Genomic DNA, 13833 nt, shown 5'->3' with positions numbered 1-13833 from the left:
TGATCACAACCACCACTTCGGTTGGCCGCTCCGATACGACGAAAGGTGTAATTCTGACCGCCCCACCGCAATGATAGCCCGTTCCGGCGGGACAGCCGGACGGCTCGACAGTCGATTCGAACCGGATCCCGCGAGCTCGATCACGGGCTCGAAGCGTCATGCGGGACCCCCTCGAATGATGAAATCTTTGGATGCGCTTGCCCTCGGCCCGTCGGAATGCGGGCTGACCGAACAGCGAGGCGATCCGTCGACGCTGCGGGTCACCGAGATTGCGCCCGACGACCGGATCATCGCCTTCGACGCCGTGGGCCTCTGGCAGTATCGCGGTCTCTTGCGCGTCCTGATCCTGCGGGACCTGAAGGTCCTCTATCGTCAGACCGCCCTCGGCGCCTGCTGGGCGATCGCACAGCCGCTCTTCACCGTGCTGATCTTCACGGTGATCTTCGGCCACTTCGCCAAGATCCCCACCGACGGCGCGCCCTACGCGCTGTTCGCGGGCAGCGCGGTCGTCCTGTGGACCTACTTCGCCGAAGCGGTCCGGCGCAGCGCCAACGGCCTCGTGGCGGAGGCCGAACTCATCCGCAAGATCTACTTCCCGCGGTTGGTCATCCCGCTCGCCACGGTGATCTCGCCGATGGTCGATTTCGCCATCGCGCTGGCCGTCATGCTGGCCCTGATGGTCTGGTACGGCGTGGTGCCGGACTGGCACCTCGTGCTGGCCGTCCCGACCCTGATCGTCACGGCGATGCTCGCCCTCGGCGTGAGTCTGTGGCTCGGCCCGATCAATGTCCGCTTCCGGGACGTCAAGCATACGCTGCCGTTCCTGATCCAGATCTGGATGTACGCCTCGCCGATCGTCTACGCGTCGAGCATCGTGCCCGCCTCGGTGCGCTGGCTCTACGCACTCAATCCCATGGTCGGCCTGATCGAGGCGTTCCGGTTCGCCGTCCTCGGCGGGACGCCGCCCGACGCCTTCGCGATCACGGTCTCGGTCACGGCAGCGTTCGTCCTGCTCGTCAGCGGACTGATCTTCTTCCAGCGCATGGAGCGCTCCTTCGCGGATGTAATCTGATGTCGATGGCAATCAGCGTACAAGATATCGGCAAGCAGTACTGGCGCGCGCCGCGGGCCGCGCACCAGAACTCCCTGCGCGACGCCCTCAGCGAGGGCGTCCGGGGCCTCCTGTCCCGCCGCTCCGAGGCGCGCCCGGCACGGGAATCCTTCTGGGCGCTCAGGGACGTCAGCTTCGGCATCAAGCACGGTGAGAATGTCGGCATCATCGGCCTGAACGGCGCCGGCAAGAGCACGCTCCTCAAGCTGCTCTCACGGATCGCCGCCCCCACCACCGGCCGCATCCGCCTCGAGGGTCGGGTCGGTGCCCTGCTCGAGGTCGGCACCGGCTTCCACAGAGAGCTGACCGGCCGGGAGAACATCTTCCTGTACGGCTCGATCCTGGGCATGGGCCGGCAGGAGATCGCCGACAAGTTCGACGCGATCGTCGCGTTCTCGGAGATCGGAGACTTCATCGACACGCCGGTCAAACGCTACTCGAGCGGCATGTATGTCCGGCTGGCCTTCTCGGTCGCGGCCCATCTCGAGCCCGACATCCTGCTCCTGGATGAAGTCCTGGCCGTCGGAGACTACGCCTTCCAGAGAAAATGCATGGACTTCGCCCATCGCCTGCAAGCGAGCGGCGCCACCATCCTGATCGTGTCGCACAACATGTTCAGCGTGAAGACGATGTGCAAGCGCGTGATCTACATCAAGAACGGGACGGTGGCCTATGACGGGCCCGTGGATGCGGGCCTCAAAATCTACGAGCAGGACAGCTACCTGTCCCACCCCTCGTGGTACAGACCCGAACAGTCGAGCCAGGACTTCCGGATCACCGGCGTCGAGATCGTCGACGCGGCCGGAGAGGGCAAGACGGTCTTCTCCCACGGCGAGCGGATGCGGATCCGCATGCGGTATGCGGCCGATCTGCCGATCCACGACGCGAACGTCTCCTGCTCCTTCACCCGCGCCGACGAGACCCATTGCTGCACGTTCAGCACGCTGCTCGACGCGGCACCGGTGCCGGTGATCACCGGTACGGGGACGATCGAGCTGCTGACACCGCCGCTCCGGCTCACCGCGGACGATTACCGGGTGTCGATCTCCGTGCGCCGCAAGGGCTTCGACACGATCGCCGACGCCAAGATCGGCGCCCGGTTCCACGTTCAGCACCCGGATCTCGATCCGTACATCTTCGGCATCTTCCACGAAGAAGGTCACTGGACCTTCGGCAGGTAGACTTATCGGGAAGGCAAGGAACCATGAGCACGGTCGATGTCGTCGTCCCCTGCTACAATTACGGCCGCTACCTCCGCGCATGCGTCGACAGTATCCTGACGCAGCGCGATGTGGACGTCCGGATTCTCATCATCGACGACATGTCGAACGACTCATCCGAAGAGGTGGGACGGGCCCTGGCCCGGGAGGATGCCCGCGTCACCTATCGGCGCCACACGGTCAACCAGGGACACATCAAGACCTTCAACGAAGGAATCATCGACTGGGCCACGGCCGACTACACGCTGCTGCTTTCGGCCGACGACATGCTGACGCCCGGGGCGCTCGCCCGCGCGGCGCAGGCGCTGAACCGGCATCCCGAAGCGGGGCTCGTCTGCGGGATGGCGGTGTCCCAGGCCGGCGACGTGGAGCCGGTGGCCGTCGCCGACGCGTCGGACCCGGAATGCCGGCTCGTCCCGGGGCGCACGTTCATCAAGCGCTTCTGCGACTTCGGAAACCAGTTCGCGTCCCCGGTCGTGATCGTCCGCACATCCGTCCAGCATCGTCTCGGCGGCTACAATCCGAAGATGCGGCACACCTCCGACATGGAGATGTGGATGCGCTTCGCGTGCCATGGGCCCGTGGTCATCCTGAATGCAAAGCAGGCCTATTACCGCTGGCATAACCAGAACATGAGTTCTCATTACTATGCACAGGCGATCAGCGATCGCCGTGAGCAGATGGAAACCTGCCGCGTCATCCTGCAGGAGCAGGGAGACAGGATCCCCGAGCTTCAGGGATGGGTGGCCGCGATGCAGCGGCGGATCGGACGCGAACTCCTGATCACGGCGAGCAACTCCTTCACCCTGCATCACGACGACGACTGGAAGGAGATCCTCGCAGCTGCAGCGGAGTTCGATCCGCACCTGCTCCTGCGGCGCGACTGGTGGAAGCTCGCCCTGAAGCGGGTGATCGGTCGTCCGGCGCTCCATACCTTCCGCAGGCAGCTGCACCGATCGAACGGACGGTCGATCCGGGAGTGTCGTCTCGACTGGACGAACCATGGCGAGGTCACCGGCTGGTGGCCCGCCTGAACATCCTGTCGCGGACGGTGCCTTCTCGGCGCCGCATGTCAGCACAGGTGCAATCGAGCGGAGGACGACGTGCAGAGGCCCGTCATAAACGTCGCATTCGGCATCGATCAGTCGTACATCCCACAACTTCGTGTGGTCATGCGCTCGATCGAGACACGAAACGAACGCAACCCGCTGCGGTTTTTCGTCTTCCATGACGGCATCGACGCGGCCAGCCGAGCCCAGGTTTCGACCCAACGCGCCACGATCGAGTGGATTCAGATCTGCGATCCGGTCCTGCTCGGGTTCGACGCCCATCGCCCGAGCATGAGTCGGGCGACGTATTTCCGGTTGATGATCCCGCGATTTATGCCGCCTGACGTCAGCCGTGCGATCTATCTCGATTCCGATCTCATCCTTCAAAGCGACATCGCCGAACTCTGGGACTTCGACCTCGGCGCCCATGCGCTCGGAGCCGTGGTCGATGCCGGCCTCAACCCGCGCGACTTCGCCGCGCGGTACGGCCTGCCGGCCCAGGGCCGATACTTCAACGCGGGCGTGCTCCTGCTGGATGTCCAGAAACTCAGAGCGGACCAGAGCTTCGATCACACGATCGCGCTCCTTGCAAGCAACGTCTACGATTACGACGATCAGGATGCGTTGAACATCAGCTTCTGGAACCGCTGGACCAGCATTCCACCGGACTGGAACTTCCAGCGCAATTTCCTCTACGAGAAGTTCGCAACGTGGACCGCTCTGACCCGGAGCGCCCCGCGGCCGAAGATCATCCACTTCACCGACGCGACCAAACCCTGGCGCCGCGACGAATGGCATCCTCTGGCGTGGCTTTACCTGAAGGAGCTGCGCGGTGCCGAGTTCGGCCTGAGCCTCCTGCGCAATGCGGGCATCGGCTTCAAGACCCGGCTCAAATGGCGTCTGCGCTGGCTGCTGTGGAATTTCAGATGCTTCTGCAGATGGAACCTCGGCCTCCAATAGCGAAGCCGGCCTTCTCCTGAGTTTCTCGGAAGCGTGCCGGCGCCGAACGCGCCGACGCGGCCCCGGTCGAACCCCGACACGCCACGGCGCCCGACATGAAGCTGACCTACTTTGCCGGCGATCCGCCGAACTTCGGGGATGAACTCAACCCGCTGGTCTGGAGCGCGATGCTTCCGGACGGCTTTCTGGATGATCGCGAGGAGGCGCTGTTCCTCGGGATCGGCTCGATCATCCAAGACATCTACCCGAGATCGGCAAGAAAATACGTTATCGGGTCCGGCTACGGCGGCTATTCGGCGATGCCGGACGTGCATGACGGATCCTGGGACGTCCTGTTCGTCCGTGGCCCCGGGACCGCGCGGCGCCTCGGCCTCCCGGCGGAGCGGGCGATCTGCGATCCAGCCGTCCTGCTGCGCCTGCTGCCGCTGCCGGAGGCCGCGTCGGGCATCACGGTCGCCTTCATGCCGCATTACGAAAGCCTGGAGCGTGGCTTCTGGCAGGTGGCCTGCCGGATGGCGGGCGTCACGCTGATCGATCCCCGGGACGATGTCGGGCGGATCCTGTCCCAGATCAGGGGCGCCAGGCTCCTCATCACCGAGGCGATGCACGGCGCCATCGTCGCCGATGCCCTCCGCACGCCCTGGATCGCCGCCAAGCCGCTCCATCACTCGCATCGCATGAAGTGGCGGGACTGGTCCGAGTCCCTCGAGATCGACCTGCGCCCGCATGCCTTGCTGCCGAGCAACATCCGCGAGATGTATCACGCCGTTTGGCCCAACGCCGAAGTCTGGCGCGCGGCGCGTTCGAGCACGATGCCGACTCTCAAGCCCGTCAATCAGATGCTGACCTGGATCGCCGCGAAGCGTCTGCAGCAGCTGTCGCATGCGGAGCCGCAGATGAGCCGCGACACCCGGCTGGATGCGGCCGTCGACGGAGTCGCCTCTGCCATAGATCGGTTCGTTCGGTCCCGCGGCGGTTCGGGCCTGCGCGCGACCGGACGGGCATCGGCTTCGGCCCGTTCCGCGTCGATGCGGTCGATGCGCTTGACGGCGTGAGGGCGGCCGCGGGGGGCGATCCCGCCGATCCCCGTGACGGCCCGGCTGGCGTCCGATCAGATCGGCCGATGCATCGAGGCCATCTGAACCAGCGCCCTTCGGCAATCCCGGCGCGCGACCAGATGATAGGTCGCGCGGACCGGGAAGACCCTCAGCGCTCCGACGATGGCCCTGAAGGCCCGGCGCTTCTGGCCGCGCGAGGCCGCGGCGATCATGATCGTGACGAAATACCAGTAAAAGTGCTGCAGCGTTCCTTGATACGCCCTGAGGAACGCGAGGGGCGAGGGCCAGATACGCCATTCCGGCACACTATGCCTGAAGAAGACCAGCCGGTCGTAGGCAAGACGGTCGTACTGAATCGCGTCGTAGGTGCCGTGGGCGCGGCCGCGGAAGAGCATGCAGGGTGTCTCGACATAGCCCAGGGTCCGCCGGCGGGCGATACGGAGCTGCCAATCCAGGTCTTCTCCACCGATGAGCGTCTCGTCGAACAGTCCCACCAAATCGCGGACGCGTCTGCGGACCACGAGCGTGCCCAGTTGAGGAAAGTAGCCGCTCAGCATGGTCCGAAGAAGCGCGTCGCCGACGCCCGGATGCCGTTCCGGCCAAGGGGCTGAGGGATTCTTCAGGTCCGGGTCCGTGCCGACGGCCTGCCCCAGAACGCCGTCCAAGGCGGGATCCGCATCGAGGACTGCAATCTGCGCACGCACATTCCCCGGAAGCCACGCGTCGTCATCGTCGAGGAAAGCGATGAAGTCGCCGGTCGCCAAACGCAGGCCCGCATTCCGTGCCGCGCTCGGCCCGCGGCGCTCCACCGCCACGTAGGTGGCCCCGAACGCCTCGGCGATCGCCCGGTTCTCGCACGCGCCCCCATTGTCCGCGACGAGGATTTCAAACGCGAGATCGCGATCTTCGAGGCGCCGGATGCTTGCGAGCGCACCGCGCAGAAGATGGGGCCGCCGGAATGTCGGCACGATGACCGAAACCAGCCTCGGACCGTCTTGCATCGGGGCGCCTCCCAGGCCGATGGATCTGCTGCGACATGACAGGGCAGTACGGCCTCGGACTGTCGGAACACCCCGAGACGCCGGAGATCAGACCCATTCTTCCCACGCATCGAAGGCGCCGCGCAGCAGGGCCTGGAAGATCAGATCATGGTCGAAGCAGGTGACGAAGGTCCGCCCCACGGTGCCCTCAGGTTTGGTCTCCTCCGCCTGCGCATAGAGGGTCCGGTAGCCGGCCTCGCGGGCCGCCTGTTGGGCGAAGGGCGTCCAGTTCATCGATTGACCGAGCGGGATCGCGAAGCTCGCCGGAGCGACGCCCAGGCGCCGCGCGATGATGGCCCGGGAGACGACGAGTTCCTCGACGGTCCGATCTGTGTCGAGGCGCCCGAAATCCGGGTGCGTCACCGAGTGGCTGCCGATCTCGACCCCGGCCGCGGCGAGCGCCTCGATGGCGCGCCAGTCCAGGATGCCGCGCGGCCCGGTCTCGGGCCGGTCCAGCCAGCCTGCCACGATGAACAGGGTCCACGGGATCCCGTAATCACGCAGGATCGGGGCCGCCGCGCTCAGCACGCTGTGCCAGCCATCGTCGAAGGTGATGGCGAGGTCGCGGGCGCCGCCGCGTCCCTCGGCGATGGCGGCCGCCGGCACGAAGCGGTAGCCCAGACGGAGCGCCCGCTCGATCTGATGCCGGAAGCGCCCGGGGGCGACGTCGTTGACGCCGCATTCCGGCTGGCCCACCGAGTGGTAGCAGAGGATGCGCCCGCCCGGCAGGGCCCGACGCCGGCGGGCGAGGGCGAGCGTCGTGCGCTCGCAGGCCATCCGGGCGGCGGCGACGCGCGGGCGGGTCAGGCCGACCGTCCGGGCGAGGCTCTTGACCGGTGCGGGGATCATCGCAGGGCGGCGCGCAGGCCGTCGACGACCTGATCCTGCGCCGCCTCCGTCATCGCCGCGTAGAGCGGCAGCAGGATCGCGTGGTCGCGGGCCCGCTCGGATTCCGGCAGCGCGAACCGCCGCGGCGCCTCGGCGTAGGGCGGCTCCAGATGCGCGCACATGATGCCCCGGCGGGTGGCGATGCCCCGGTCGAGCATCGCCTGCATGACCGCCTGCTGGTCCGCATCGTCCGGGAGGCGGACGCAGTAGCTCTGCCAGTTGCTGCGCAGCCCCATCGGCTCGGGCGGCGGCGTCACCCCGGGGAGGTCGGCCAGCCGCACGCGGTAGCCGTCGGCGAGGTCGCGGCGCCGGGCGATCAGGTCGGGCAGCCGCTTCAGCTGCTCCCGGCCGATGGCCGCCTGCACGTCGGTCATCCGGTAGTTGAAACCCGCGATGGCGTATTCCTCGACCACCACCCGGGCGCTGCCGTGGCGGGCGATGTCGGAGACGCTCATCCCGTGCTGGCGCAGCAGCCGGAAGGTTCGGTCCCACGCGGCGTTGGCGGTGGTGATCATGCCGCCGTCGCCGGTGGTCAGCACCTTGCGCGGGTGGAACGAGAAGCAGGCGATGTCCCCCGCCGGGCTGCCGATCGGCCGCCAGACGTCGCCCTGGAGCCGCTCGGAGCCGATGGCGCAGGCCGCGTCCTCGATCACCGGGATGCCGGACCGGCGCCCGATCGCCACGATCGCCTCCAGGTCGCAGGGCATGCCCATCTGGTGGACGCAGACGATGGCCTTCGTCTTCCCGGTGATCGCCGCCGCGGCGGCGTCCGGGGCCATGTTGTAGGTCGCCGGGTCGATGTCGACGAAGATCGGCGTCGCCCCGCACTGGGCGATGGCGTTGGCGGTGGCGATGAAGCTGTGGCTCACCGTCACCACCTCGTCGCCGGGGCCGACCCCGACGGCGAGGAGGGCGAGATGCAGCGCGGTCGTGCAGTTCGAGACCGCGCAGGCATGGGGCGCGCCGACGATCGCGGCGAACTCCGTCTCGAAGGCCGCGACCTGCGGCCCCTGGGTCAGCCATCCGGAGCGGACGACGGCGGCGGCGGCCTCGGCCTCGGGGTCGCCGACTTCGGGCTTGGCGATCGGGATCATGCCAGCGCCCGCCGCAGGTGTTCCGAGCGGGACTCGTCCTGCCACCAGGCGACGAGGTCGGCGAGGCCCTCGGCCGCCCCGATCTTCGCCTCGAAGCCGATCAGCGCCTTGGCGAGGCTCGTGTCGCAGAGGCGCCGGGGCACCGGGTTCACGGCCCGCTCGGCCTCGTGGATCAGCGGCGTGCCGTCCCGGCCCATGATCCGGGTGAGGTGGCCGGCGAGGTCGACCAGCGAGGTCTCGACGCCGGTGCCGACGTTGAGCACCACGTCGGTGGCCGGCGAGATCGCCGACAGGATGTTGGCCCGGGCGATGTCGCGGACATGGACGAGGTCCATGGTCTGCAGGCCGTCGCCGAAGACGATCGGCGACTGGCCCTCGGCCAGGCGCTGCATCCAGCGGACCATGACCTCGGTGTAGCGGCCGGTCAGGTCCATCCGCGGGCCGTAGGCGTTGAAGTACCGGAGCGCGACGTAGTCCAGCCCGTACATGTCGTTGAACGAGCGCAGCAGACCTTCGCCGAAGGACTTGGCGGCGCCGTACAGGGTCCGGTTGTCGTAGGGGTGGTGCTTCTCGGTCGTCGGGAAGACCTCCGCCATCCCGTAGACCGAAGCCGAGGAGGCCATCACCACCTTGGCGACGCCGGCCTCGACGCAGCTCTCAAGCAGGTTGAAGGTCGCGGCGGCCATCACCTCGAAGGCGTGGCGCGGCTCCGCGGCGCATTGCGTGATCCGCAGGGCCGCCTGGTGGAACACCACGTCGGTGCCCTTGACCAGCGTGTCCATCAGGGCGCGGTCGCGGATGTCGCCCTGGACAAGGCGGACGCGGCCGGAGCCGAGGGCGTCCCCGAGATTCTCGGGGCGGCCGCGGATCATGTTGTCGATGGCCACGATCTCCTCGCAGCCGGCCTCGACCAGAAGGTCGATGATGTGCGAGCCGATGAAGCCCGATCCGCCGGTGACCAGGATCCGGGTCCCGCGCAGGTCGCCGCTGAACCGGCTTCCCTTGGTGACCTCACGCAGCTTGGGCATCGGCGACCTCGCAGTAGCTCGCGACGGCCCGGCAGACGGTGTCGATCTGCGCGGACGTCATCTCGGGGAACATCGGGAGGGACAGGGTCCGGGCGGCCAGCCGCTCGGTGACCGGCAGGCGGCCGGCGCCGTCGTCGAGGTGGCTGTAGGCGGGCTGCCGGTGGACCGGGACGGGATAGTGGATGCCGGTGGCGATGCCGGCCGCGTTGAGGTACTGGCGCAGCCCCTCGCGGTCCGCCGTCGACACGGCGTAGACGTGGAACACGTGGTCGAGCCCGGCGGGCGCCGGCAGCTCCAGGCCGAGGCCCGCGAGCCGGGCACCGTACTCCGCCGCCACCGCCTGGCGGGCGCGGGTCCAGCCCTCCAGGTGCGGGAGCTTGACCCCCAGCACCGCGCCCTGGACGCCGTCCATGCGCAGGTTGAAGCCGTGGCGGACGTGGTTGTACTTGCCCTGCTGGCCCCAGTCGCGCAGGCAGCGGGCCGCCGAGGCGAGGTCGTCCCGGTCCGTGACGATGGCGCCGCCCTCGCCGTAGGCCCCGAGATTCTTGCCGGGATAGAAGCTGAAGCAGCCGATATCCCCGATCGTGCCGGCCTTGCGGCCGCCGCGCTCGGCGAGATGCGCCTGGGCGGCGTCCTCGACGAGGGCGAGCCCGTGGCGCCGGGCGATGGCGCCGAGCGCGTCGAGATCGGCCATCCGGCCGTGGAGGTGCACCGGCAGGATCGCCTTGGTGCGGGGCGTGATCGCCGCCTCGACCAGGGCCGGGTCCATGGTCCAGCCGACCGGGTCGATGTCGACGAGGACCGGGGTGGCACCGGCATACAGGACCGCCGCGACCGTCGCCACGAAGGTCGACGAGACCGTGATCACCTCGTCGCCCGGACCGATGTCGAGGGCGAGGAGGGCGAGGTGCAGGGCCGCGGTGCCGCTGCTGACGGCGACCGCGTGGCGGGCGCCGCAGGCCTCGGCGAAGGCCGTCTCGAAGGCGCTGACCGCCGGGCCGAGGACGAAGTCGCCGCTGCGCAGGACGTTGAGGATTGCGGTCTCGACGTCGCCGCCGATCGCCGCGTACTGCGCCTTGAGGTCGAGGAAGGGGATCACGAGGCCCTCGCAAGTGGCATGAGGTCGATGGGGGCGCCGTTCTGGCGCAGGGAGCGCATGGCGGCTTCGAGCATCTCGACGACGCGCAGGCCGCTGTGGCCGTCGGTCATGGGCGCGGTGCCGTTCTCGATGGAATCGGCGAAGTGCTCGATCTCGACGATCAGCGCCTCGCGGAAGGACAGGTGCGGCGACCACATGTCGCCGGTCCGGTAGGAGACCATCAGCTCGGTGATGTCGTCCGAGCCGCCGCCGACCGTGACGCCGCGGTCGTAGACCTTGACCTTCTCGATCGGGTCGAGGTCGTTGTAGACGATCATCTTCTTGCTGCCGCCGATCAGCGTCTGCCGCACCTTCACGGGCGCGAGCCAGTTGACGTTGATCTGCGCGACGACGCCGCGCGGGTAGAAGACGGTCAGGTGGGCCATGTTCTCGGGACGGCCGCTGAAATGGCCGGTGCCGCTCGCCGAGATCGCCACCGGGGCGAGGTCCAGGATGTGGTCGAGGATCGCGAGGTCGTGGACCGCCAGGTCCCAGATCACGTTCACGTCGCGCTGGAACAGGCCGAGGTTCACCCGGGTCGAGTCGTAGTAGAACACGTCGCCGATGGCGTCGGTCGTGACGAGCTCGTGGATCTTCTCGACCGCACCCGTGTAGACGAAGGTGTGATCGACCATCAGCCTCAGGTTGCGCTTGGCCGCCTCCTCGATCAGCAGCCGGGCCTCGAAGGCCGAGGGCGTGATCGGCTTCTCGATGAAGACGTGCTTGCCGGCCCGCAGCGCGTTGATGGCGATCTCGAAATGCGAACTCACCGGCGTCGCCACCATGACGGCGTCGATCGCGGGATCGGCCACGAGGTCGCGCCAGTCCTGATGGAGCTGGACGGCGGGGTAGCGCTTGCCGGCCCGGGCGAGCGCGGCGGGCGACTGGTCGGCGATGGCCACCAGCTGGCAGCGCTCGCTCTCCGACGTGCACCGGGCGAGGTTCGGCCCCCAGTAGCCGTATCCGACGATACCGATCGAGATCATGAGTGCATTCCCCTCAAGCAATCTGCAGAGGCTCGGCCGGCTCGGGCCGCGGCGACTGGACGGAACGGGCGCGCGCGGCGCTCTCGGCGCGCTTGGTGCGCGTGTCCCCGACGACCCGCGCGGGGCATCCGGCGACGATGGCGAAGGCCGGGACATCCCGGGTGACGACGGCACCGGCGCCGACCAGGGCGCCCTCGCCGATGGTGATCCCCGCCACGATGGTGGCGTTGGAGCCGATGGAGGCGCGGGCCTCGACCACGGTCTCGACGAGCTCCCACTCGCCGTCCCGCTTCAGGCTCCCGTCCGCGTTGGTGGCTTCCGGATAGAGCTCGTTGGTGAAGACCACGCCGTGGCCGATGAACACTTCGGCCCCGATCGAGACGCCCGCGCAGATGAAGCTGTGCGAGGAGATCTTGCAGCGCGGGCCGATATGGCTGCCGCGCTGGATCTCCACGAACGGGCCGATGCGCGAGCCGTCTTCGATTCGACATCCATAAATATTGACCAGATCTGGGTACAATATGCCCACATCAGAACCAATATTGACATCATTAATCGGCATACCGGTCGCTCCACCCGCCGAATTTCCGTGCGGTAAAGCTGCACAGAGCTGCAGGTGGCCGGGAACCCAGGCTTTCGATGTCGTTCGTCCGTCGAAAGGCGAATAGCGTCTGCCCGATGCTGCCGGCCGTCGCGATCCGGCGGCGCTCCGGTCGCCGCGCCTACGCCGAAAGGCGGGGATCCTGCCCCGACGGGACGGCGCCGGCCCACCTTTTGGAGGAGTCCCGGCGGACTTTGCCGTTACGCATCATGCCGCCTCAGCCACCCATAAGCCCGTGAGGCCGACGCGCGGTTCGCCGCTCGATGGCCACGCCCGGACATGGCAGCGCATTCGAGGGGACGACGCGTGTCGAGGATTCTGGCGAAGACTGAGCCTATGCCTGCCGGATATCGGTCCGCCGTCACCCGGCGCGCCTCCCGAGCCGGCATCATGGCCTGCCTGCTCGCCCTGTTCACGGTCCCCGCGGCGGCGGAGTACCGGATCGCCCCCGGGGACACGATCGAGGTGTCGGCCCTGAGCCTCCCGAACTTCAAGCAGGAATCCACGGTCTCGACCGATGGCGCCCTCATGGTCCCGCTGCTCGGGGACGTGCCGGCCGCCGGCCTGACCCTCGCGGAGCTGCGCCGGAACCTGCAGAAGACCCTGGCCGCCAAGGCGGTGCGGCAGCGCGGGCCGGACGGCAGGGAAACGATCGCCGTGATCGAGCCGGACGAGATCGGCGTGCGGGTCGCGAAGTACCAGCCGATCTACCTGAGCGGCGACGTGACCAAGCAGGGCGAGCACCCGTTCCATCCGGGCATGACCGTCCGGCAGGCGGTCGCCCTCGCGGGCGGCTACAATCTCCTGCGGTTCCGGATGGAGAACCCGATCATCGAATCCGCGAACCTGCGCGCCGACTACGACGCGACCTGGGCGAGCATCGCGCGGGAGAATGCGACGATCTGGCGCCTGAAGGCGATCATCGCCGCGCCGCGGGACAGGAGCGCCCCGGCCGCGGACCCGCAGGCCGCCTCGGGCGGCCGCCCGACACCGGCGCAGAAGCTCGCCGAGCAGCAGCTCCGGATCCAGCTGACCGACATCGCGAAGGAGAAGGAGCATCTGCAGCGCTCCCTCGCCCGGGCCCAGACGCAGTACGCCAATCTCAGCGAGCAGCAGGTCAAGGAGAAGGAGGGCGTCAACGCCGATGCCGAGGAGTACGACACGGTGCGTGCCCTGTTCCAGCGCGGCGCGGTGGTCACCACGCGGCTGACCGACGCCCGGCGGGCGGTGCTGCTCTCCTCGACCCGCGCCCTGCAGACGACGGTCCAGCTCACCCAGCTCGACCGTGACAAGAGCGACGTCGCCCGCAAGCTCGAGCGGGTCGAGGACCTGCAGGCCATGGACGCCCTGGAGAAGCTCCAGGCCGCGGAGAGCAACCTGTCGGCACTTCGCTCGAAGCTGAACAGCATCAACGACAAGCTCGTCTACACCGGCGCCCTGCGGGCCCAGCTCCTATCCGGAAGCCGGGCGCAGGCCGCGATCTCGGTCTTCCGCCAGGGCAGCACGTCCCGGACCCAGCTCGACGCCGCCGAGGACATGGAGCTTCAGCCGGGCGACGTCCTGGAGGTCGCGCTCAAGCCGGATCCCACCCTGCGGGGCATCGGTGACGGAGCCGGCCAGAACTGACGCCCCCCGGTTCGGCACCCCATGGGCCGAGCCG

Annotated in this window: 13 protein-coding genes; 6 read left to right on the top strand and 7 right to left on the bottom strand. The window is 68.2% G+C overall.

The window, feature by feature from the left end:
• Window positions 1-175 precede the first annotated feature (175 nt).
• From GGQ91_RS04165 to GGQ91_RS04145, 5 genes are all read left to right on the top strand, one after another.
• Window positions 176-1072: an ABC transporter permease gene (locus tag GGQ91_RS04165; RefSeq protein ID WP_043355138.1), complete on the top strand. Its 897-nt coding sequence runs from the start codon at window positions 176-178 to the stop codon at window positions 1070-1072.
• Entirely contained in the window at window positions 1072-2292 is a 1221-nt protein-coding gene (locus GGQ91_RS04160; RefSeq protein WP_182591422.1) for an ABC transporter ATP-binding protein, read from the top strand. Before GGQ91_RS04165 ends, GGQ91_RS04160 begins: the two co-directional genes overlap by 1 nt.
• A gap of 23 nt (window positions 2293-2315) precedes the next feature.
• Entirely contained in the window at window positions 2316-3365 is a 1050-nt protein-coding gene (locus tag GGQ91_RS04155; RefSeq protein ID WP_053609331.1) for a glycosyltransferase family 2 protein, read from the top strand.
• A gap of 69 nt (window positions 3366-3434) precedes the next feature.
• Window positions 3435-4340, top strand: coding sequence for a glycosyltransferase (locus GGQ91_RS04150; protein WP_078947106.1), 906 nt, complete (start codon window positions 3435-3437; stop codon window positions 4338-4340).
• Between the two features lie 95 nt (window positions 4341-4435).
• Window positions 4436-5395, top strand: a complete 960-nt coding sequence (locus tag GGQ91_RS04145) for a polysaccharide pyruvyl transferase family protein (RefSeq protein ID WP_210165931.1) — start codon at window positions 4436-4438, stop codon at window positions 5393-5395.
• A 56-nt stretch (window positions 5396-5451) separates the two neighbouring features.
• Here GGQ91_RS04145 and GGQ91_RS04140 read toward each other — a convergent pair whose 3' ends face one another.
• From GGQ91_RS04140 to GGQ91_RS04110, 7 genes are all read right to left on the bottom strand, one after another.
• Window positions 5452-6399: a glycosyltransferase family 2 protein gene (locus tag GGQ91_RS04140; protein WP_043379183.1), complete on the bottom strand. Its 948-nt coding sequence runs from the start codon at window positions 6397-6399 to the stop codon at window positions 5452-5454.
• Window positions 6400-6486: 87 nt separating this feature from the next.
• The gene (locus GGQ91_RS04135; protein WP_043759821.1) at window positions 6487-7287 is read right to left on the bottom strand and encodes a polysaccharide deacetylase family protein; all 801 of its coding nucleotides are present in this window, start codon (window positions 7285-7287) and stop codon (window positions 6487-6489) included.
• A complete protein-coding gene (locus tag GGQ91_RS04130) occupies window positions 7284-8420 on the bottom strand; it encodes a DegT/DnrJ/EryC1/StrS family aminotransferase (RefSeq protein ID WP_182591421.1) in 1137 nt (378 codons plus the stop codon). Before GGQ91_RS04130 ends, GGQ91_RS04135 begins: the two co-directional genes overlap by 4 nt.
• Window positions 8417-9448 carry an NAD-dependent epimerase/dehydratase family protein gene (locus tag GGQ91_RS04125; protein WP_043759825.1) on the bottom strand — a complete coding sequence of 344 codons (1032 nt, stop codon included), beginning with the start codon at window positions 9446-9448 and terminating at the stop codon, window positions 8417-8419. Before GGQ91_RS04125 ends, GGQ91_RS04130 begins: the two co-directional genes overlap by 4 nt.
• On the bottom strand, window positions 9432-10547 hold the full coding sequence (locus tag GGQ91_RS04120) for an aminotransferase class I/II-fold pyridoxal phosphate-dependent enzyme (protein ID WP_182591420.1): 1116 nt from the start codon (window positions 10545-10547) through the stop codon (window positions 9432-9434). Before GGQ91_RS04120 ends, GGQ91_RS04125 begins: the two co-directional genes overlap by 17 nt.
• Window positions 10544-11572 carry a Gfo/Idh/MocA family protein gene (locus GGQ91_RS04115; protein WP_043379174.1) on the bottom strand — a complete coding sequence of 343 codons (1029 nt, stop codon included), beginning with the start codon at window positions 11570-11572 and terminating at the stop codon, window positions 10544-10546. The genes GGQ91_RS04120 and GGQ91_RS04115 overlap by 4 nt, the downstream gene beginning before the upstream one ends.
• A 13-nt stretch (window positions 11573-11585) precedes the next feature.
• Complete coding sequence (locus GGQ91_RS04110) at window positions 11586-12134, bottom strand: acyltransferase (protein WP_043355152.1); 549 nt, start codon at window positions 12132-12134, stop codon at window positions 11586-11588.
• Window positions 12135-12509: 375 nt separating this feature from the next.
• Here GGQ91_RS04110 and GGQ91_RS04105 point away from each other — a divergent pair, with 375 nt between their 5' ends.
• Entirely contained in the window at window positions 12510-13799 is a 1290-nt protein-coding gene (locus GGQ91_RS04105; protein WP_043379172.1) for a polysaccharide biosynthesis/export family protein, read from the top strand.
• Window positions 13800-13833 lie beyond the last annotated feature (34 nt).

The organism is Methylobacterium fujisawaense (assembly GCF_014138435.1).
In the GTDB taxonomy this organism is placed as follows: domain Bacteria; phylum Pseudomonadota; class Alphaproteobacteria; order Rhizobiales; family Beijerinckiaceae; genus Methylobacterium; species Methylobacterium fujisawaense.
The sequence above is the reverse complement of the archived record's forward strand: the minus strand, read 5'-3'. Positions and strand labels throughout refer to the sequence as shown.

What these genes read in the sequence shown, in the direction of transcription:
- GGQ91_RS04135 (WP_043759821.1), bottom strand. Translation starts at nt 7,287, where the DNA reads ATGATCCCCGCACCGGTCAAGAGCCTCGCCCGGACGGTCGGCCTGACC.
- GGQ91_RS04125 (WP_043759825.1), bottom strand. Translation starts at nt 9,448, where the DNA reads ATGCCCAAGCTGCGTGAGGTCACCAAGGGAAGCCGGTTCAGCGGCGAC.
- GGQ91_RS04145 (WP_210165931.1), top strand. Translation starts at nt 4,436, where the DNA reads ATGAAGCTGACCTACTTTGCCGGCGATCCGCCGAACTTCGGGGATGAA.
- GGQ91_RS04165 (WP_043355138.1), top strand. Translation starts at nt 176, where the DNA reads ATGATGAAATCTTTGGATGCGCTTGCCCTCGGCCCGTCGGAATGCGGG.
- GGQ91_RS04105 (WP_043379172.1), top strand. Translation starts at nt 12,510, where the DNA reads ATGCCTGCCGGATATCGGTCCGCCGTCACCCGGCGCGCCTCCCGAGCC.
- GGQ91_RS04160 (WP_182591422.1), top strand. Translation starts at nt 1,072, where the DNA reads ATGTCGATGGCAATCAGCGTACAAGATATCGGCAAGCAGTACTGGCGC.
- GGQ91_RS04155 (WP_053609331.1), top strand. Translation starts at nt 2,316, where the DNA reads ATGAGCACGGTCGATGTCGTCGTCCCCTGCTACAATTACGGCCGCTAC.
- GGQ91_RS04130 (WP_182591421.1), bottom strand. Translation starts at nt 8,420, where the DNA reads ATGATCCCGATCGCCAAGCCCGAAGTCGGCGACCCCGAGGCCGAGGCC.
- GGQ91_RS04110 (WP_043355152.1), bottom strand. Translation starts at nt 12,134, where the DNA reads ATGCCGATTAATGATGTCAATATTGGTTCTGATGTGGGCATATTGTAC.
- GGQ91_RS04115 (WP_043379174.1), bottom strand. Translation starts at nt 11,572, where the DNA reads ATGATCTCGATCGGTATCGTCGGATACGGCTACTGGGGGCCGAACCTC.
- GGQ91_RS04140 (WP_043379183.1), bottom strand. Translation starts at nt 6,399, where the DNA reads ATGCAAGACGGTCCGAGGCTGGTTTCGGTCATCGTGCCGACATTCCGG.